Below are 19,719 nucleotides of genomic sequence, written 5' to 3'. Positions count from 1 at the left end.
GGGAGAGGGGATTACCCGGTTTTCTCCCTCTCCCTTAGGGAGAGGGCCGGGGTGAGGGTATCAGGCCGCACAGATCTAGCGCTTCTCCCACCCGTTCGACTGCGCCGTAAACCCTAACGCCTGCATAAACGCTGCCATCACGCCGCGATCCTCCACGCCCACGTCGGCCATCCACCAGGAGTTTACGCTCGGGTTTTCGCGGATCACCTCTTCAATCAAATACTGCCCGACCCCGCGACGACGGGTCACGTCGCGCACGCGCAGGGAGTCCAGCGCCCCTTCCGTGCCGCTCAGCGTTACGCGGACGGCGGCCAGCAGACGTTCATTAAAACGCGCGGCATAGATGCGGTGGTTTTCATCGACGGCCAGCGATGAAGGGGAATATTCCGGCCAGATCTTGCCCAGGTCGATATGATCCTGGTCGCTAAAGGTCACCAGACGCACGATAGTCAGTTTCATTAGCTGCTTGTCCAAATCAAAAAGAGTAGGGCCAGTGTACTCAATTTATTTGCTCAGGCGCTTTCTCTTTTTCTTCCCATTTACCAGGTGATTAGTTTTTTGACAGCGTAATGCGCAGTTTGAAAACACATGGATCGAAAAATAAGCAGAATTTTAACCTGAAGGGCAGTGATTTATTCGGCGCTTTGTACCGTTATTTTATGCTGCCAACTGCGCTTTTATTTGTTTATCTCCGCCTGATTTCAGAATATTATCTTTGCTTAATCGCCTGAAAAATAGAGATATTAGTCTGGTTTTTGACAAAAAACTGCGCTAAACCATTAAAGGCACTGGTAAAAATAGCGTTGTTCATTAAAAGTACAGAATGCTTTTTAACCATAATAAAACAAAATATAAACACGACATCACGAATGGGGATTCAGAGATGAAAAGGAACGCGAAGACGTTAATCGCGGGGATGGTCGCACTGTCGATCTCGCATGCCGCTATGGCAGACGACATTAAAGTTGCGGTAGTGGGGGCGATGTCCGGCCCTGTTGCCCAGTGGGGTGACATGGAGTTCAACGGCGCGCGTCAGGCCATCAAAGATATCAACGCCAAAGGCGGGATCAAAGGCGACAAGCTGGTGGGCGTGGAGTATGACGACGCCTGCGATCCAAAACAGGCCGTCGCGGTCGCCAACAAAATTGTTAACGACGGTATCCAGTACGTCATAGGGCACCTGTGTTCCTCTTCCACGCAGCCTGCGTCTGATATCTACGAAGACGAAGGCATTCTGATGATCACCCCGGGCGCCACCAACCCGGAACTGACCCAGCGCGGCTACCAGCACATCATGCGTACCGCCGGTCTGGACTCCTCTCAGGGGCCAACCGCCGCCAAATACATCCTCGAAACCGTTAAGCCGCAGCGTATCGCCATCATTCATGATAAACAGCAGTACGGCGAAGGCCTGGCGCGTTCCGTACAGGACGGCCTGAAAAAAGGCGGGGCGAACATCGTCTTCTTCGACGGCATTACCGCCGGTGAAAAAGACTTCTCCGCGCTGATCGCCCGCCTGCAAAAAGAGAATATCGACTTCGTTTACTACGGCGGCTACTACCCGGAAATGGGGCAGATGCTGCGCCAGGCGCGCGCCACCGGCCTGAAAACCCAGTTCATGGGGCCAGAGGGCGTGGGCAATGCCTCCCTGTCCAACATCGCGGGGGATTCTGCCGAAGGCATGCTGGTGACGATGCCAAAACGCTATGACCAGGATCCGGCGAATAAGGTTATCGTGGATGCGCTCAAGGCGCAGAAGAAAGATCCAAGTGGTCCGTACGTCTGGATCACCTACGCGGCCGTGCAGTCTCTGGCCACCGCGCTGGACCGTACCGGCAGCAAAGAACCGCTGGATCTGGTGAAAGATTTAAAAGCGCACGGGGCGAACACCGTGATTGGGCCGCTGAACTGGGATGAGAAAGGCGATCTGAAGGGATTTGAATTTGGTGTCTTTAAGTGGCACGCCGACGGTTCGTCCTCGGTCGCCAGATAATCATCCCACCGCCCGGCTCACCGGGCGGGTATAAAAAGGTTTGCATATGTCCGAGCAGTTTCTCTACTTTTTGCAGCAGATGTTTAACGGCGTCACGCTGGGAAGCACCTACGCGCTGATCGCCATCGGCTACACGATGGTTTACGGCATTATCGGCATGATTAACTTCGCCCACGGCGAGGTGTACATGATCGGTAGCTACGTCTCCTTTATGATCATCGCCGCGCTGATGATGATGGGCATCGACAGCAGCTGGCTGCTGGTGGCCGCCGGGTTTGTCGGCGCGATTGTGATCGCCAGCGCCTACGGCTGGAGTATCGAACGGGTAGCCTACCGACCGGTGCGCAGCTCCAAGCGCCTGATCGCGCTGATCTCCGCCATCGGGATGTCCATTTTCCTGCAAAACTACGTCAGCCTGACTGAAGGTTCACGCGACGTGGCGCTGCCAAGCCTGTTTAACGGCCAGTGGATTGTGGGGGCCAGCGAAAACTTCTCCGCCTCTGTCACCACCATGCAGCTGGTAATCTGGGTTGTGACCTTTATTGCGATGCTGGCCCTGACCCTGTTCATCCGCTACTCCCGCATGGGACGCGCCTGCCGCGCCTGCGCGGAAGATCTGAAGATGGCGAGCCTGCTCGGGATTAACACCGACCGCGTGATTGCCCTGACCTTCGTGATCGGCGCAGCGATGGCGGCGGTGGCTGGCGTGTTGCTCGGTCAGTTCTACGGCGTAATCAACCCGTACATCGGCTTTATGGCCGGGATGAAAGCCTTCACCGCGGCGGTACTGGGCGGCATCGGCAGCATTCCGGGCGCGATGATCGGCGGCCTGATTTTGGGCGTGGCCGAAGCGCTCTCCTCTGCGTATCTGAGCACCGAATATAAAGATGTGGTGTCGTTTGCCCTGCTAATTCTGGTTCTGCTGGTGATGCCTACCGGTATTCTGGGCCGTCCGGAGGTAGAGAAAGTATGAAACCGATGCATTTTGCGATGGCGCTGCTCTCTGCCGCCATGTTCTTCGTCCTGGCGGGCGTCTTTATGGGCGTCCAGTTAGGGCTGGACGGCACGAAGCTGGTGGTGGATACCGCCCCCGACATCCGCTGGCAGTGGGTGTTTATCGGCACCGCTGTGGTGTTCCTGTTCCAGCTGCTGCGTCCGCTGTTCCAGAAGACGCTGAAAAACGTCTCCGGGCCGAAATTCGTCCTGCCGGCGATCGACGGTACAACCGTGAAACAGAAGCTGTTCCTTGTGGCGCTGCTGGTGGCTGCCGTGGCGTGGCCGTTTATGGTATCGCGCGGGACGGTGGATATTGCCACCCTGACCATGATCTACGTGATTCTGGGGCTGGGTCTGAACGTGGTGGTGGGGCTGTCTGGCCTGCTGGTGCTGGGCTACGGCGGGTTCTACGCCATCGGCGCGTACACCTTCGCGCTGCTGAACCACTATTACGGCCTCGGCTTCTGGACCTGTCTGCCGCTGGCGGGGCTGGTCTCTGCCGCGGCGGGCTTCCTGCTCGGCTTCCCGGTGCTGCGCCTGCGCGGTGACTACCTGGCGATTGTGACCTTAGGCTTCGGCGAAATCGTCCGTATCCTGCTGCTCAACAATACCGAGGTGACCGGCGGTCCGAACGGCATCAGCCAGATCCCGAAACCGACCTTCTTCGGCCTGGAGTTCAGCCGTACCGCCCGCGAAGGCGGCTGGGATACCTTCAGCAACTTCTTTGGCATCAAATACGATCCGTCCGACCGCGTGATCTGGCTCTATCTGGTGGCGCTGCTGCTGGTGGTGATTACGCTGTTTGTGATCAACCGTCTGCTGCGCATGCCGCTGGGTCGCGCGTGGGAAGCGCTGCGCGAAGATGAGATCGCCTGCCGCTCCCTGGGCCTGAACCCGACCCGCATCAAGCTGACCGCATTTACCATCAGCGCCGCGTTTGCCGGTTTCGCCGGAACGCTGTTTGCCGCGCGTCAGGGCTTCGTCAGCCCGGAATCGTTCACCTTTGCCGAATCGGCCTTCGTGCTGGCGATTGTGGTGCTCGGCGGAATGGGCTCGCAGTTCGCCGTGATCCTCGCGGCTATCCTGCTGGTGGTCTCCCGCGAGCTGATGCGCGACTTTAACGAATACAGCATGTTAATGCTGGGTGGTTTGATGGTGCTGATGATGATCTGGCGTCCGCAGGGTCTCCTGCCGATGACCCGTCCACAGCTGAAGCTGAAACGCACACAGGCGAAAGGAGAGCAGGCATGAAGCCTTTATTATCCGTTAACGGCCTGATGATGCGTTTTGGCGGCCTGCTGGCGGTCAACAATGTGAATCTGGATCTGCACAAGAAAGAGATTGTCTCCCTGATTGGCCCGAACGGCGCGGGAAAAACCACGGTCTTCAACTGCCTGACCGGCTTCTACAAGCCGACGGGCGGCACCATCATGCTGCGCGATCAGCATCTTGAAGGGCTGCCGGGCCAGCAGATTGCCCGCATGGGCGTGGTGCGTACCTTCCAGCACGTGCGTCTGTTCCGCGAGATGACGGTGATTGAGAACCTGCTGGTGGCGCAACATCAGCAGCTGAAAACCGGCCTCTTCTCCGGCCTGCTGAAAACCCCGGCCTTCCGCCGCACGCAGGAAGAGGCGCTCGATCGCGCCGCGACCTGGCTCGACCGTATCGGCCTGCTCCAGCACGCCAACCGTCAGGCGAGCAACCTCGCTTACGGGGATCAGCGTCGCCTGGAGATTGTGCGCTGCATGGTGACGCAGCCGGAGATCCTGATGCTCGACGAACCAGCGGCAGGTCTCAATCCGAAAGAGACCAAAGAGCTGGACGAGCTGATTGCCGAGCTGCGCGACCATCACGACACCACCATCCTGCTGATTGAGCATGACATGAAGCTGGTGATGGGCATTTCGGACCGTATCTACGTGGTAAACCAGGGCACGCCGCTGGCAAACGGCACGCCGGAAGAGATCCGCAACAACCCGGACGTGATCCGCGCATACCTTGGTGAGGCATAAGATGGAAAAAGCGATGTTAACGTTCGACAAGGTCAACGCGCACTACGGCAAAATTCAGGCGCTGCACGATGTCAGCCTGCATATTAATCAGGGCGAAATCGTCACCCTGATTGGGGCTAACGGCGCGGGCAAAACCACGCTGCTCGGCACCCTGTGCGGCGACCCGCGCGCCACCAGCGGGCGGATTGTGTTTGATGGTAAAGACATCACCGACTGGCAGACCGCCAGAATCATGCGTGAAGCGGTGGCGATTGTCCCGGAAGGGCGTCGCGTATTCTCCCGCATGACGGTGGAAGAGAATCTGGCGATGGGCGGTTTCTTCGCCCACCGGGATGAATACCAGACCCGCATCAAGTGGGTGTACGAACTCTTCCCGCGCCTGTGGGAGCGTCGTATTCAGCGCGCGGGCACCATGTCCGGCGGCGAGCAACAGATGCTGGCGATTGGCCGCGCGCTGATGAGCCAGCCGCGTCTGCTGTTGCTGGATGAACCGTCGCTCGGTCTTGCGCCAATCATCATCCAGCAGATTTTCGACACCATTGAGCAGCTGCGCAAAGAGGGGATGACCATCTTCCTCGTCGAACAGAACGCCAACCAGGCGCTGAAGCTCGCTGACCGCGGCTATGTGCTGGAGAACGGGCGCGTGGTGCTCTCCGATACCGGCGATGCGCTGCTGGCGAACGAAGCGGTGCGGAGCGCGTACCTGGGCGGATAGGTAAAAGCAAAAAGGCAACGCAAGTTGCCTTTTTTAGTGTTTTCTCCCTCACCCTGTGGGAGAGGGCCGGGGTGAGGGCACCAGACCGCACCCAACATCTAAACCCCTTCACACAACCATCATCCCTCTGACGCCTGGCTGTAACCTGTCTGTAAACAAACAGTTATTTTTCTGTCATTCGAGCATGTCATGTTACCTCGCGAGCATAAAACGCGTGATATCGCGCATCCGGCACAATAAGAGAGATGACAATGACATCGTTACGACACACAGCTTTGGGTCTGGCACTGGGTCTGGCTTTTGCGACGAACGCAATGGCTGTGACGACCATTCCGTTCTGGCATTCCATGGAAGGGGAGTTGGGTAAAGAGGTTGACTCCCTGGCGCAACGTTTCAACGACACCCACCCGGATTACAAAATTGTGCCGGTGTACAAAGGCAACTACGAGCAGAGCCTGAGCGCGGGCATCGCCGCCTTCCGTACCGGTAACGCGCCTGCGCTGTTACAGGTTTATGAAGTGGGCACCGCGACCATGATGGCCTCCAAAGCCATCAAGCCGGTGTACGAGGTGTTCAAAGAGGCGGGCATTAACTTTGACGAGTCCCAGTTTGTGCCAACCGTGGCGGGATACTATACGGATTCCAAAAGCGGGCATCTGCTGTCCCAGCCGTTTAACAGCTCCACGCCGGTGCTGTACTACAACAAAGACGCCTTCAAGAAAGCCGGTTTAGATCCGGAGCAGCCGCCAAAAACCTGGCAGGACCTGGCCGAATACACCGCGAAGCTGAAAGCGGCGGGGATGAAGTGCGGCTACGCCAGCGGCTGGCAGGGCTGGATCCAGATTGAAAACTTCAGCGCCTGGCACGGCCTGCCGGTTGCCACCAAAAACAACGGCTTCGACGGTACCGACGCGGTGCTGGAGTTCAACAAGCCGGAGCAGGTGAAGCACATCGCGCTGCTGGAAGCACTCAATAAGAAGGGCGACTTCAGCTACTTCGGGCGTAAAGACGAATCCACCGAGAAGTTCTACAACGGCGATTGCGCCATTACCACCGCCTCATCTGGCTCGCTGGCAGACATCCGTCACTACGCCAAATTCAATTACGGCGTGGGCATGATGCCGTACGACGCTGACGTCAAAGGCGCGCCGCAGAATGCCATCATCGGCGGGGCGAGCCTGTGGGTGATGCAGGGTAAAGACAACGGCACCTACAAAGGCGTGGCCGAGTTCCTCGACTTCCTGGCGAAGCCGGAAAACGCCGCCGAGTGGCACCAGAAGACCGGCTACCTGCCGATCACCAAAGCCGCGTACGACCTGACCCGCGAGCAGGGCTTCTACAGCAAGAACCCGGGCGCGGATATCGCGACGCGTCAGATGCTGAACAAGCCGCCGTTGCCGTTCACCAAAGGCCTGCGTCTGGGCAACATGCCGCAGATCCGCACCATCGTCGATGAAGAGCTGGAAAGCGTCTGGACCGGGAAGAAAACGCCACAGCAGGCGCTGGATTCCGCGGTAGAGCGCGGGAATCAGCTGCTGCGCCGCTTTGAGCAGTCGACGAAGTCTTAATCTTTTTGCCCTCACTAACCCTCTCCCTTTGGGAGAGGGACGGGGTGAGGGGAAACCAACCTGAGCTAACCTATGTCATCATCCCGTCCGGTGTTCCGTTCCCGCTGGCTGCCGTATCTGCTGGTCGCGCCGCAGCTGGTCATCACCGTCATCTTCTTTATCTGGCCTGCGGGCGAAGCGCTGTGGTACTCGGTACAAAGCGTCGATCCGTTCGGGCTTTCCAGCCAGTTTGTCGGGCTGGACAACTTTACCGCGCTGTTCCACGACAGCTACTACCTGGATTCCTTCTGGACGACGATCAAATTCAGCGCGCTGGTCACCGTCAGCGGCCTTGTCGCCTCGCTGTTCTTCGCTGCGCTGGTGGACTACGTGGTGCGCGGCAGTCGTCTGTACCAGACCCTGATGCTGCTGCCCTACGCCGTGGCTCCCGCCGTGGCCGCCGTGCTGTGGATCTTCCTGTTTAACCCAGGGCGCGGGCTGATTACCCACTTCCTGGGCGAATTTGGCTACGACTGGAACCACGCCCAGAACAGCGGTCAGGCGATGTTCCTGGTGGTGTTCGCCTCGGTGTGGAAGCAGATCAGCTATAACTTCCTGTTTTTCTTTGCCGCGCTACAGTCTATCCCGCGTTCGCTGGTGGAGGCTGCCGCGATTGACGGCGCAGGGCCGGTGCGCCGCTTCTTCCGGCTGTCGCTGCCGCTGATCGCCCCGGTGAGTTTCTTCCTGCTGGTGGTGAACCTGGTGTACGCCTTCTTCGACACCTTCCCGGTGATCGACGCCGCCACCGCGGGCGGCCCGGTGCAGGCAACCACCACGCTGATTTACAAGATCTACCGCGAGGGCTTTGCCGGGCTTGATCTCTCAGCCTCTGCTGCACAGTCGGTCGTGCTGATGTTCCTCGTCATCATCCTCACGGTGGTGCAGTTCCGCTATGTCGAAAGTAAGGTGCGCTACCAATGATTGAGAACCGTCGCGGGCTGACGATTTTCAGCCATACCCTGCTAATCCTGGGCATCCTCGTCATCCTGTTCCCACTGTACGTGGCCTTCGTCGCCGCCACGCTGGACACCAAAGCGGTGTTCGACACGCCGATGACGCTGATCCCAGGCACGCATCTGTTCGAGAACATGAAGACTATCTGGACGCAGGGCGTGGGCGCTAACAGCGCGCCGTTCTGGCTGATGATGCTCAACAGTTTCATCATGGCGTTCGGCATCACCGTCGGCAAAATCACCGTGTCGATGCTTTCGGCCTTCGCCATCGTCTGGTTCCGCTTTCCGTTGCGTAACCTGTTTTTCTGGATGATTTTCATCACCCTGATGCTGCCGGTGGAGGTGCGTATCTTCCCGACGGTGGAGGTGAGCGCCAACCTGAAGATGCTCGACAGCTACGCGGGCTTAACCCTGCCGCTGATGGCCTCGGCGACCGCCACCTTCCTGTTCCGCCAGTTCTTTATGACCCTGCCGGATGAGCTGATTGAAGCCGCGCGCATCGACGGGGCCTCGCCGATGCGCTTCTTCCGCGACATCGTGCTGCCGCTGTCGAAAACCAATCTCGCGGCGCTGTTTGTGATCACCTTTATCTACGGCTGGAACCAGTATCTGTGGCCGCTGCTGATTGTTCAGGACGTCAACCTCGGCACCGCCGTGGCAGGCATCAAAGGCATGATCGCCACCGGCGAAGGCACCACCCTCTGGAACCAGGTGATGGCGGCGATGCTGCTCACCCTTATCCCACCCGTAGTCATTGTTTTAGCCATGCAGCGCGCGTTTGTCCGCGGCCTGGTCGATAGCGAGAAATAAGATGGCAGGTTTAAAATTACAGGCAGTAACCAAAAGCTGGGACGGCAAAACCCAGGTCATTCAGCCGCTGACGCTCGACGTGGCGGACGGGGAATTTATCGTGATGGTCGGCCCGTCCGGCTGCGGAAAATCCACCCTGCTGCGTATGGTGGCCGGGCTGGAGCGTGTGACGTCCGGGGATATCTGGATTGACCGCCAGCGCGTTACCGAGATGGAACCCAAAGATCGCGGCATCGCGATGGTATTCCAGAACTACGCCCTCTATCCGCACATGAGCGTGGAAGAGAACATGGCCTGGGGGCTGAAAATTCGCGGTATGGGCAAAGGCCATATCGAGGAGCGCGTGAAAGAGGCCGCGCGCATTCTGGAGCTGGACGGCCTGCTCAAGCGTCGCCCGCGCGAGCTCTCCGGCGGCCAGCGCCAGCGCGTGGCGATGGGGCGCGCCATCGTGCGCGATCCGGCGGTATTTCTGTTCGACGAACCGCTGTCAAACCTCGACGCCAAACTGCGCGTGCAGATGCGTCTTGAGCTACAGCAGCTGCATCGGCGGCTGGGAACCACGTCCCTCTATGTGACCCACGATCAGGTTGAAGCCATGACCCTCGCCCAGCGCGTGATGGTGATGAACAAAGGCATCGCCGAGCAGATTGGCACCCCAGTGGAAGTCTACGAGAAACCGGCCAGCCGTTTTGTGGCGAGCTTTATCGGCAGCCCGGCGATGAACCTGCTGGACGGGCGGATCAATGCGGCGGGAACCCACTTCGAGCTGGAAAGCGGGATGGCGTTGCCGATCAACTGGTACTATCGTGGCTACGCCGGGCGTAAGATGACGCTTGGTATCCGCCCCGAGCATATTGGTTTGACGTCTCAGGCGGACGGCGGCGTGCCGCTGGTGATGGACACGCTGGAGATGCTGGGCGCAGACAACTTGGCGCACGGACGCTGGGGCGAGCAAAAGCTGGTAGTGCGTCTGCCGCATCAGGAGCGCCCGAAAGCAGGCAGCACGCTGTGGCTGCATATGCCGGAAAATCACCTGCACTTATTTGACGGTGAAACAGGACAACGAGTATGAGCAACTGGCCTTACCCCCACATCGTCGCCCACCGTGGTGGCGGTAAACTGGCGCCGGAAAACACCCTGGCGGCAATTGACGTTGGCGCACGCTACGGCCACACGATGATCGAGTTCGACGCCAAGCTATCGAAGGACGGCGAAATTTTCCTGCTGCACGACGACAACCTCGAACGCACCAGCAACGGCTGGGGCGTGGCGGGTGAACTGCCGTGGCGTGACCTGCTGAAGGTGGACGCCGGAAGCTGGTTCAGCGGCGAATTCAAAGGCGAACCGCTGCCGCTGCTGGCGGAAGTGGCGGACCGCTGTCGTCAACACGGCATGATGGCCAATATTGAAATCAAACCGACCACCGGCACCGGGCCGCTGACGGGTAAAGTGATTGCCATTGCCGCGCGTGAGCTGTGGGAAGGGATGACCGCGCCGCTGCTGTCGTCGTTTGATATCGACGCGCTGGAAGCCGCACAGGCCGCCGTTCCGGAGTTGCCGCGCGGGCTGCTGCTGGATGCGTGGCGAGAAGACTGGCGCGCGCTGACGACCCGCTTAGGCTGCGTGTCGATCCACCTCAACCATAAGCTGCTGGATGAAGCGCGCGTGACGCTGTTGAAGGAGGCCGGTCTGCATATCCTGGTGTATACCGTCAACAAACCCCAGCGTGCAGCCGAGCTGCTGCGCTGGGGCGTGGACAGCATCTGTACCGATGCGATTGACCAGATCGGGCCGAACTTTATTTATTAAGCATACTGCCGTTCTGCTGGGTCGGCAGCATGTGCTGCTGACCGCTGCTTTGCGATACTCCGCCTCCTAACATCCCACCGTTTGCATTAGGCAGCGGCTGTTCAAGCATCTGGCCCTGCTGTACGCGCTGGGTGTTGGTATTCATCTGGTTTTGCAGGTGCTGCTGCTGCACCTGGGTCTGCGTCTTTAACTGCTGATTGAGCATCCCTTTCTGCTGCTGTTGCTGGCTCATCATCTCCGTCTGCATACGCTGCTGGCTCGGAATGACGTAGCCCGGCTGGTTCGGGTTGTTCAGGGTGTTGATTGGCTGTGCGAGCGCGGCGAACGGAAGCAGCGCGGTCAGGATCAGTAATCGTTTCATGGTTATCTCCTCCTTTGAGGCTTCTCTTAAGTTTACCCTCATTCCGGCATAACGATGATTTTTTAAGAGTTGTGAACCAGGCTTAAGCGGGGAATATGGGCCCCTTCACCTGGAGAACAATAATGATGAAACCAACCTTTTTGCGCTGGGTCGCCATCGCTGCGCTGATGGCAGGCGGCACATTTACCGTGGCGGCCAACCCGCCCGCCGCTCCACCGGTCTCTTACGGCGTGGAGGAGGATGTTTTTCACCCCGTGCGGGCGACGCACGGCATGGTGGCCTCGGTTGACGCGCTGGCAACGCAGGTGGGCGTCGATATTCTTAAACAGGGCGGTAACGCGGTGGATGCGGCGGTCGCGGTGGGATATGCGCTGGCGGTGACGCATCCACAGGCGGGGAACCTGGGCGGCGGCGGGTTTATGATGCTGCGCACCAAAGACGGTAAAACCACGGCCATCGACTTCCGTGAGATGGCGCCGAACCAGGCCTCCCGCGATATGTTCCTCGACGATCAGGGCAATCCGGACAGTAAAAAATCCCTGACCTCGCACCTTGCCTCCGGCACGCCGGGCACCGTTGCGGGGTTCTCGCTGGCGCTGGAAAAATACGGCACGCTGCCGCTGAATAAAGTGGTGCAGCCTGCCATCAGGCTGGCGCGCGACGGCTTCGTCGTCAACGACGCGCTGGCGGACGACCTCAAAACCTACGGCAGCGAAGTTATTCCCAATCATGAGAACAGCAAGGCTATCTTCTGGAAAGACGGCGAGCCGCTGAAGAAGGGCGATAAGCTGGTGCAGAAGAACCTCGCAAAAAGTCTCGAACTGATTGCCGAAAACGGTCCGGATGCCTTCTATAAGGGGCCGATTGCCGATCAGATTGCGGATGAGATGCAGAAGAACGGCGGGCTGATCACCAAAGCGGATCTGGCGGAATATAAGGCGGTGGAGCGCGAGCCGATTAGTGGCACCTATCGCGGCTACGAGGTCTTCTCCATGCCGCCGCCGTCTTCCGGGGGCATTCACATCGTGCAGATCCTCAATATTCTGGAAAACTTCGATATGCACAAGTATGGCTTCGGTAGCGCCGATGCCATGCAGGTGATGGCCGAGGCGGAAAAGCGCGCCTACGCTGACCGCTCGGAATACCTCGGCGACCCGGACTTCGTAAAGGTGCCGTGGCATGCGCTGACCAACAAGGCGTACGCCAAATCCATTGCCGATCAGATCGACATCAACAAGGCTAAGCCGTCGAGCGAGATCCGCCCGGGCAAGCTGGCGCCGTATGAAAGTAACCAGACTACCCACTTCTCGGTCGTGGACAAAGAAGGAAACGCGGTGGCGGTGACCTACACGCTTAACACCACCTTCGGTACCGGGATTGTGGCGGGCAATAGCGGTATTTTGCTGAACAACGAGATGGATGATTTCTCTGCCAAGCCGGGCGTGCCGAATGTCTACGGCCTGGTCGGCGGCGATGCGAATGCGGTAGGGCCGAAGAAGCGCCCGCTATCATCCATGTCGCCCACCATTGTGGTGAAAGACGGCAAAACCTGGCTGGTGACCGGCAGCCCTGGCGGGAGCCGGATTATCACCACCGTACTGCAAATGGTGGTGAACAGCATCGACTTTGGGATGAACGTCGCCGAAGCGACCAATGCGCCGCGTTTCCATCACCAGTGGCTGCCGGACGAGTTGCGCGTGGAGAAGGGCTTTAGCCCGGACACCCTCAAGCTGCTTGAGCAGCGCGGGCAGAACGTGGCGGTGAAGGAGGCGATGGGCAGCACCCAGAGCATTATGGTCGGACCGGATGGCGCGCTGTTTGGCGCGTCGGACCCGCGTTCGGTGGATGATTTAACGGCGGGGTATTGATTTTGTTGCCCGGTGGCGCTGCGCTTACCGGGCCTACAACGGCACGGACGTAGGCCGGGTAAGGCGAAGCCGCCACCCGGCAACTCATTACTTCATCCTCGCCATATAATACGCATCCACATACTCGCCGTTGCGCAGGGCATAGCGCCTGCCGGTGCCTTCAATCTCAAACCCGTGCTTTTTGTACACCGCGATTGCCGGTTCGTTATCCACAAACACCGTTAACTCGATGCGGTCGACGCGCAGCCAGTTGTCGCACATATCGATCATGGTGCGAATCAGCGCGCTGGCCACGCCGCGGTTATGCCACTCTGCGCCAACGCATATACCGAAATCGGCAACGTGGCTGCGGCGTGGTCGCTGGGCGACATCAATGGTGAGGTGGCCGACCACGATATCATCAATGCAGGCAACCAGCTGTTTAATGCCCGGCTGTTCGCCTAGCCGCATTTGCCACATTTCCATTGAAGGATGAGGAACCTGTAGCGTGTTGTGGTACACCTCCGGCTGGGCGTGGATCTGACGAATGGCGTCGTAATCTTTCGGTTCAGCGTGGCGTATCACTATCTCACTCATTCCTTGTTCCTCAGTCAGTTAAAAGTCCCCTCCAACATCAGTGACTTTAAAAGTTGAGTCAATCGCTATTTTTTGCAAAAAGTGTTGGACAAGTGCGAATGAGAATGATTATTATTGCTCTGCGTTCAGGAAGACCTCCTACGGGAACCTGAAAGCACGACATTGCTCACATTGCTTCCAGTATTACTTTAGCCAGCTTTTAGCTGGCTTTTTTTTTGTTATGGTTAGACTCAGCAACCTTCGAAAAAGGACTGAGCCATGACACTACACTGCGCATTTATTGGATTTGGCAAAAGCACCACGCGTTACCACCTTCCGTATGTTCTCAACCGTAAAGAGACCTGGCACGTCGCTCATATCTACCGCCGCAGCGCGAAGCCGGAAGAACAGTCTCCGCAGTATTCCCATATTCATTTCACCAGCGATCTTGATGAAGTGTTAAATGATCCGCAGGTGAAGCTGGTGGTGGTCTGTACCCACGCCGACAGCCACTTTGACTACGCGAAACGCGCGCTGGAAGCGGGCAAAAACGTGCTGGTAGAAAAGCCGTTCACCCCGACCATCGCCGAAGCGAAGGAACTCTTTGCGCTGGCGAAAAGCAAAGGCCTGACCGTCACGCCGTACCAGAACCGACGCTTTGACAGCTGCTTCCTGACGGCGAAAAAGGCGATTGAGAGCGGCAAACTCGGCGAGATCGTGGAAATCGAAAGCCACTTCGATTACTACCGCCCGGTGGCGGAAACCCAGCCCGGACTGCCGCAGGACGGGTCGTTCTATGGTCTGGGCGTGCACACCATGGACCAGATTATTTCTCTGTTTGGCCGCCCGGACCACGTGGCGTATGACATCCGCAGCCTGCGCAATAAGGCCAACCCGGACGATACCTTTGAAGCACAGCTGTTCTACGGCGATCTCAAAGCCATCGTGAAAACCAGCCACCTGGTGAAAATCGACTACCCGAAATTTATCGTTCACGGCAAGAAAGGCTCCTTTATCAAGTACGGCATTGACCAGCAGGAGACCAGCCTGAAGGCCAATATCATGCCGGGTGAACCGGGCTTTGCGGCAGATGATTCCGTGGGCGTGCTGGAGTACGTGAACGACGAGGGCGTGACGGTCAGGGAAGAGCTGAAGCCGGAAACGGGCGACTATGGACGCGTCTATGATGCGCTGTTTGAGACCCTCACAAACGGCACGGCGAATTACGTCAAGGAATCTGACGTTCTGACCAACCTGGAAATCCTCGAACGGGCCTTCGAACAGGCTTCTCCTGCCACGATAACCCTCGCGAAATAAGCAAAAACGGCTCCTCTGCGCTTGTTCACAATTTTTGAACAGAGGAGTCAATTTTCACCCTCTATGATCCCAGGGCGTTCGCGTCCACACTTACTCCATCGAAACGAACTGAGGGTGAAAACAATGATCTACTTACGCAAAGCAAACGAACGTGGTCACGCGAATCATGGCTGGCTGGACTCATGGCATTCATTCTCGTTTGCCGACTACTACGACCCGAACTTCATGGGCTTCTCCGCACTGCGCGTCATTAACGACGACGTGATTGATGCAGGCCAGGGCTTCGGTACCCACCCGCACAAAGACATGGAAATCCTGACCTATGTGCTGGAAGGGGCGGTTGAGCACCAGGACAGCATGGGCAACAAAGAGCAGGTTCCGGCGGGCGAGTTCCAGATTATGAGCGCGGGGACCGGGGTGCGTCACTCTGAGTACAACCCGAGCAAAACGGAAAAACTGCACCTGTATCAAATCTGGATCATTCCAGAAGAGACCGGCATCACGCCACGCTACGAGCAGCGCCGCTTCGACGCGAAACAGGGCAAACAGCTGGTGCTCTCGCCGGATGCGCGTGAAGGTTCCCTGAAAGTGCATCAGGATATGGAGCTGTACCGCTGGGCGCTGGCGAAAGATGAACAGTCTGTGCACCAGATCGCCGCCAACCGCCGCGTGTGGATCCAGGTGGTGAAAGGGGAGGTGTCCATCAATGGCACCAAAGCGACAACCGCCGATGGTCTGGCCGTCTGGGATGAGCAGGCGCTCTCCGTGCATGCCGACAGCGAAAGTGAAATTCTGCTGTTTGACCTGCCGCCGGTCTAAATAATTTCTCAACCTTCCCTTTAAACGGGGAAGGTTGAGCTTTGTCCGTGATAAACTGAGCAAATCTCTCACTTCAAGATTTCTCAGGACGATGAAAAAGAAACGCCCCGTACTTCAGGATGTCGCCGATCGCGTCGGTGTGACCAAAATGACGGTCAGCCGTTTTTTACGTAACCCGGAACAGGTTTCCGTGGCGTTGCGTGGCAAGATTGCCGCCGCCCTTGATGAACTGGGTTATATCCCCAACCGCGCGCCCGATATTCTCTCCAATGCGACCAGCCGTGCGGTGGGCGTCCTGCTTCCTTCCTTAACCAACCAGGTATTCGCCGAAGTGCTGCGTGGCATCGAAAGCGTCACCGATGCGTTTGGCTATCAGACCATGCTCGCCCACTACGGGTACAAGCCGGAACTGGAAGAGGAACGTCTTGAATCGATGCTTTCCTGGAACATCGACGGCCTGATTTTAACGGAACGTACTCACACCCCGCGCACGCTGAAAATGATTGAAGTGGCAGGCATTCCAGTGGTGGAGCTGATGGACAGCCAGTCGCCGTGCCTCGACATCGCCGTGGGGTTCGATAACTTTGAAGCGGCGCGTCAGATGACGGCGGCGATCATCGCCCGCGGTCATCGCCATGTGGCCTATCTGGGTGCGCGTCTGGATGAACGTACTATCATCAAACAGAAGGGATACGAGCAGGCGATGCTCGACGCCGGTTTAACCCCGTACAGCGTGATGGTGGAGCAATCTTCTTCTTACACGTCGGGTATTGAGCTGATGCGTCAGGCGCGACGCGAGTATCCGCAACTGGACGGTATTTTCTGTACCAACGATGACCTTGCGGTCGGCGCGGCGTTTGAGTGCCAGCGTCTGGGTTTAAAAATCCCGGATGATATGGCGATTGCCGGTTTCCACGGCCACGACATTGGCCAGGTGATGGAGCCGCGTCTGGCGAGCGTCCTGACCCCGCGTGAACGCATGGGCCGCATTGGTGCAGAACGCCTGCTGGCGCGCATTCGTGGTGAGGCAGTTACCCCTAAAATGTTAGATTTAGGTTTCACCTTGTCACCGGGTGGATCTATTTAATCCGACAAATTTGAAGTAGCTCACACTTATTCACTTCGCGCACGTTTGGATATTGCTTCTCTTATGCCCCGGCAGGACAATGTTACCGATAACTGTTACCCGTAACAATTGACTGAGGGACACCCTTTGAGCACGACTAATCACGATCACCACGTTTACGTCCTGATGGGCGTGTCCGGTAGCGGTAAATCTGCCGTGGCGAGCGAAGTGGCGCATCAACTCCAGGCTGCGTTTCTTGATGGTGACTTCCTCCATCCGCGTAGCAACATCATGAAAATGGCTTCCGGCGAGCCGCTGAACGACGACGACCGCAAACCGTGGTTGCAGGCGCTGAATGACGCCGCGTTCGCGATGCAGCGCACCAATAAAGTCTCCCTGATCGTCTGTTCCGCGCTGAAAAAAACCTATCGCGACCTGCTGCGCGACGGCAACCCGAACCTCTCTTTCATCTACCTGAAAGGCGATTTCGGGGTGATTGAAAGCCGCCTGAAGGCGCGTAAAGGCCACTTCTTCAAAACCCAGATGCTGGTAACGCAGTTCGAAGCGTTGCAGGAGCCGGGTGCTGACGAGCAGGATGTCTTAGTGGTTGATATCGATCAGCCGCTGGAAGGTGTTGTTGCCAGCACCATCGAGGTTATTAATAAAAGGCAGTAAGTTTTGAGTACATTAACGCTAGTTTTGACAGCAGTGGGTTCCGTATTGCTGCTGCTGTTTTTAGTGATGAAGGCACGTATGCACGCCTTCGTTGCTTTGATGGTGGTTTCTATTGGTGCTGGTCTCTTTTCCGGCATGCCGCTCGACAAAATCGCGGCGACGATGGAAAAAGGGATGGGCGGCACGCTCGGCTTCCTGGCCATTGTGGTGGCACTGGGCGCGATGTTTGGCAAGATTTTGCACGAGACGGGCGCGGTCGATCAGATTGCGGTCAAGATGCTGAAATCCTTCGGGCACAGCCGTGCGCACTACGCGATTGGTCTGGCAGGGCTGATTTGTGCACTGCCGCTGTTCTTTGAAGTGGCCGTTGTGCTGCTGATAAGCGTCGCATTCTCCATGGCGCGCCATACCGGTACTAACCTCGTGAAGCTGGTCATTCCGCTGTTTGCGGGCGTGGCGGCGGCGGCGGCGTTCCTGCTGCCGGGGCCTGCGCCGATGCTGCTGGCCTCCCAGATGCATGCTGACTTTGGCTGGATGATCCTGATTGGCCTGTGTGCGGCGATCCCGGGGATGATTATCGCCGGTCCGCTGTGGGGAAACTTTATCAGCCGTTACGTTGAGCTGCACATTCCGGACGACATCACCGAGCCGCACCTGGGCGAGGGTAAAATGCCGTCCTTCGGCTTCAGTCTGTCGCTGATCCTGCTGCCGCTGGTGCTGGTGGGCCTGAAAACCATCGCTGCACGCTTTGTGCCGGTGGGGTCAACCGCTTACGAATGGTTCGAATTTATTGGTCATCCGTTCACTGCGATTCTGGTGGCGTGTCTGGTCGCGATTTACGGCCTGGCAATGCGTCAGGGCATGCCGAAAGACCGCGTGATGGAGATCTGTGGTGCCGCGCTGCAACCGGCGGGGATTATCCTGCTGGTGATCGGGGCGGGCGGCGTGTTCAAGCAGGTGCTGGTGGATTCCGGCGTTGGCCCGGCGCTGGGCGAAGCGCTGACCGGAATGGGCCTGCCGATTGCGGTCACCTGCTTTGTGCTGGCCGCGGCGGTGCGTATCATTCAGGGCTCCGCGACCGTGGCGTGCTTAACCGCCGTGGGTCTGGTAATGCCGGTGATTGAACAGCTGAACTACTCCGGCGCGCAGATGGCGGCGCTCTCTATCTGTATCGCGGGTGGTTCGATTGTGGTGTCTCACGTGAACGATGCAGGCTTCTGGCTGTTCGGTAAATTTACCGGCGCAACCGAAGCGCAAACCCTGAAAACCTGGACGCTGATGGAAACCATCCTCGGCACGACGGGTGCGGTTGTCGGGATGATTGCGTTTACGCTGCTGAGCTGATCCCGGTTTTCTCCCTCTCCCACGGGGAGAGGGAGCAAACACTAAAAACGGCAATCAAGGATCGCCGTTTTGCTTTTACCTATCCTTTCATCCACGCTCGGATCCCGTCCAGGAACATCTGCGTTGCCATCATTACCAGAATCAGCCCCATCAGGCGCTCCAGCGCGTTCACCCCTTTCTCACCCAGCAGGCGCAGGAATAGCGACGACTGCAACAGGATAATAAATGTCCCGCCCCAGGCGATCAGCAGGGCAATCACCAGATGGCTCATCTGATTCGGATACTGATGCGACAGCAGCATCAGCGTGGCCAGAATCGTTGGCCCGGCGACCAGCGGAATCGCCAGCGGCACGATAAACGGCTCTTCACCCGCAGGCAGGCCGCTGCTGCTGCCCTCCGCGCTAGGGAAAATCATCTTAATGGCAATCAGGAACAAAATGATCCCGCCGGAAATGGAGACCGTTTCGGCGCGTAAGTTCAGGAAAGCGAGAATTTTTTCACCGGCGAACAGGAAGATAAACATCACCAGCAGGGCGATGAGCAGCTCGCGGATCATGATCGCCCGACGGCGCTTCGGCTCGGTGTGCTTCAGCACCGACATGAAGATCGGCAGATTACCGAGCGGATCCATAATCAGGATCAATAAAACCGCTGCGGAAATGATTTCACTCATCTTAAATTATCCCTGATACTTATTGTGGTCATTGCGATGATTAGCACTTTTTCTGATTGCCGGGCAATCATCGATTAATTTCGCTTGCGACTTTGGCAGCATTTTGTAATGTGAAGCATATCCCAGTTCAATACTGGCTTGCACAA

Annotated in this window: 20 protein-coding genes; 16 read left to right on the top strand and 4 right to left on the bottom strand. The window is 57.7% G+C overall.

Translation table 11 applies throughout. The features are described from left to right. Positions 1-75: 75 nt before the first annotated feature. A complete protein-coding gene (panM, locus tag ACOTX1_RS13870; protein WP_421766827.1) occupies positions 76-459 on the bottom strand; it encodes an aspartate 1-decarboxylase autocleavage activator PanM in 384 nt (127 codons plus the stop codon). 424 nt (positions 460-883) lie between these two features. Between panM and livK the strand changes: the two genes are divergently transcribed. From livK to ugpQ, 10 genes are all read left to right on the top strand, one after another. After that, positions 884-1,993, top strand: a complete 1,110-nt coding sequence (gene livK / locus ACOTX1_RS13865; protein WP_003861537.1) for a high-affinity branched-chain amino acid ABC transporter substrate-binding protein LivK — start codon at positions 884-886, stop codon at positions 1,991-1,993. A 46-nt stretch (positions 1,994-2,039) separates the two neighbouring features. After that, positions 2,040-2,966, top strand: a complete 927-nt coding sequence (livH, locus tag ACOTX1_RS13860) for a high-affinity branched-chain amino acid ABC transporter permease LivH (protein ID WP_003861540.1) — start codon at positions 2,040-2,042, stop codon at positions 2,964-2,966. After that, complete coding sequence (locus ACOTX1_RS13855; protein WP_003861542.1) at positions 2,963-4,240, top strand: high-affinity branched-chain amino acid ABC transporter permease LivM; 1,278 nt, start codon at positions 2,963-2,965, stop codon at positions 4,238-4,240. The genes livH and ACOTX1_RS13855 overlap by 4 nt, the downstream gene beginning before the upstream one ends. Next, positions 4,237-5,001, top strand: coding sequence for a high-affinity branched-chain amino acid ABC transporter ATP-binding protein LivG (gene livG, locus ACOTX1_RS13850; RefSeq protein ID WP_003861544.1), 765 nt, complete (start codon positions 4,237-4,239; stop codon positions 4,999-5,001). The genes ACOTX1_RS13855 and livG overlap by 4 nt, the downstream gene beginning before the upstream one ends. Before the next feature lies 1 nt (position 5,002). Next, positions 5,003-5,716, top strand: coding sequence for a high-affinity branched-chain amino acid ABC transporter ATP-binding protein LivF (livF, locus tag ACOTX1_RS13845; protein ID WP_022651964.1), 714 nt, complete (start codon positions 5,003-5,005; stop codon positions 5,714-5,716). A 251-nt stretch (positions 5,717-5,967) separates the two neighbouring features. Then, a complete protein-coding gene (ugpB, locus tag ACOTX1_RS13840) occupies positions 5,968-7,284 on the top strand; it encodes a sn-glycerol-3-phosphate ABC transporter substrate-binding protein UgpB (protein WP_023314972.1) in 1,317 nt (438 codons plus the stop codon). Positions 7,285-7,356: 72 nt separating this feature from the next. Beyond that, entirely contained in the window at positions 7,357-8,244 is an 888-nt protein-coding gene (gene ugpA / locus ACOTX1_RS13835; RefSeq protein ID WP_003861551.1) for a sn-glycerol-3-phosphate ABC transporter permease UgpA, read from the top strand. Then, positions 8,241-9,086: a sn-glycerol-3-phosphate ABC transporter permease UgpE gene (ugpE, locus tag ACOTX1_RS13830; RefSeq protein ID WP_263522239.1), complete on the top strand. Its 846-nt coding sequence runs from the start codon at positions 8,241-8,243 to the stop codon at positions 9,084-9,086. The genes ugpA and ugpE overlap by 4 nt, the downstream gene beginning before the upstream one ends. Before the next feature lies 1 nt (position 9,087). Next, complete coding sequence (locus ACOTX1_RS13825) at positions 9,088-10,158, top strand: sn-glycerol-3-phosphate import ATP-binding protein UgpC (protein WP_003861554.1); 1,071 nt, start codon at positions 9,088-9,090, stop codon at positions 10,156-10,158. Continuing rightward, positions 10,155-10,895 (top strand): glycerophosphodiester phosphodiesterase, encoded by a 741-nt coding sequence (ugpQ, locus tag ACOTX1_RS13820; protein ID WP_022651961.1) that lies wholly within the window; start codon positions 10,155-10,157, stop codon positions 10,893-10,895. Before ACOTX1_RS13825 ends, ugpQ begins: the two co-directional genes overlap by 4 nt. On the opposite strand, the gene ACOTX1_RS13815 is transcribed toward ugpQ, so the two are convergent. Beyond that, on the bottom strand, positions 10,885-11,256 hold the full coding sequence (locus tag ACOTX1_RS13815) for a DUF2756 family protein (protein WP_022651960.1): 372 nt from the start codon (positions 11,254-11,256) through the stop codon (positions 10,885-10,887). The two genes, ugpQ and ACOTX1_RS13815, sit on opposite strands and share 11 nt — an antisense overlap. 122 nt (positions 11,257-11,378) lie before the next feature. Between ACOTX1_RS13815 and ggt the strand changes: the two genes are divergently transcribed. Next, positions 11,379-13,124: a gamma-glutamyltransferase gene (ggt, locus tag ACOTX1_RS13810; protein WP_263522236.1), complete on the top strand. Its 1,746-nt coding sequence runs from the start codon at positions 11,379-11,381 to the stop codon at positions 13,122-13,124. Between the two features lie 87 nt (positions 13,125-13,211). On the opposite strand, the gene yhhY is transcribed toward ggt, so the two are convergent. Further along, positions 13,212-13,700 (bottom strand): N-acetyltransferase, encoded by a 489-nt coding sequence (yhhY, locus tag ACOTX1_RS13805; protein ID WP_003861561.1) that lies wholly within the window; start codon positions 13,698-13,700, stop codon positions 13,212-13,214. Positions 13,701-13,958: 258 nt separating this feature from the next. On the opposite strand from yhhY, the gene ACOTX1_RS13800 reads away from it, so the two are divergent. The 5 genes from ACOTX1_RS13800 to gntU all read left to right on the top strand — a co-directional run bounded on the left by ACOTX1_RS13800 (position 13,959) and on the right by gntU (position 18,900). Beyond that, the gene (locus ACOTX1_RS13800; protein ID WP_023314969.1) at positions 13,959-14,996 is read left to right on the top strand and encodes an oxidoreductase; all 1,038 of its coding nucleotides are present in this window, start codon (positions 13,959-13,961) and stop codon (positions 14,994-14,996) included. Positions 14,997-15,119: 123 nt separating this feature from the next. Then, on the top strand, positions 15,120-15,815 hold the full coding sequence (locus ACOTX1_RS13795) for a pirin family protein (RefSeq protein ID WP_003861565.1): 696 nt from the start codon (positions 15,120-15,122) through the stop codon (positions 15,813-15,815). A gap of 91 nt (positions 15,816-15,906) precedes the next feature. After that, positions 15,907-16,902, top strand: a complete 996-nt coding sequence (gene gntR / locus ACOTX1_RS13790) for a gluconate operon transcriptional repressor GntR (protein WP_003861567.1) — start codon at positions 15,907-15,909, stop codon at positions 16,900-16,902. A gap of 126 nt (positions 16,903-17,028) precedes the next feature. Next, positions 17,029-17,556, top strand: a complete 528-nt coding sequence (gene gntK, locus ACOTX1_RS13785; RefSeq protein WP_003861569.1) for a gluconokinase — start codon at positions 17,029-17,031, stop codon at positions 17,554-17,556. Between the two features lie 3 nt (positions 17,557-17,559). Beyond that, positions 17,560-18,900 carry a gluconate transporter gene (gene gntU / locus ACOTX1_RS13780; RefSeq protein WP_003861572.1) on the top strand — a complete coding sequence of 447 codons (1,341 nt, stop codon included), beginning with the start codon at positions 17,560-17,562 and terminating at the stop codon, positions 18,898-18,900. A gap of 79 nt (positions 18,901-18,979) precedes the next feature. Here the strand turns inward: gntU and yhgN are convergent, their stop codons facing one another. Further along, complete coding sequence (gene yhgN, locus ACOTX1_RS13775; RefSeq protein WP_003861574.1) at positions 18,980-19,573, bottom strand: NAAT family transporter YhgN; 594 nt, start codon at positions 19,571-19,573, stop codon at positions 18,980-18,982. Positions 19,574-19,719: the final 146 nt, after the last annotated feature.

It is taken from the genome of Enterobacter cloacae complex sp. IR5401 (assembly GCF_049238425.1).
In the GTDB taxonomy this organism is placed as follows: Bacteria; Pseudomonadota; Gammaproteobacteria; order Enterobacterales; family Enterobacteriaceae; genus Enterobacter; species Enterobacter hormaechei_C.
This window is presented reverse-complemented; position numbering and strand designations above follow the sequence as displayed.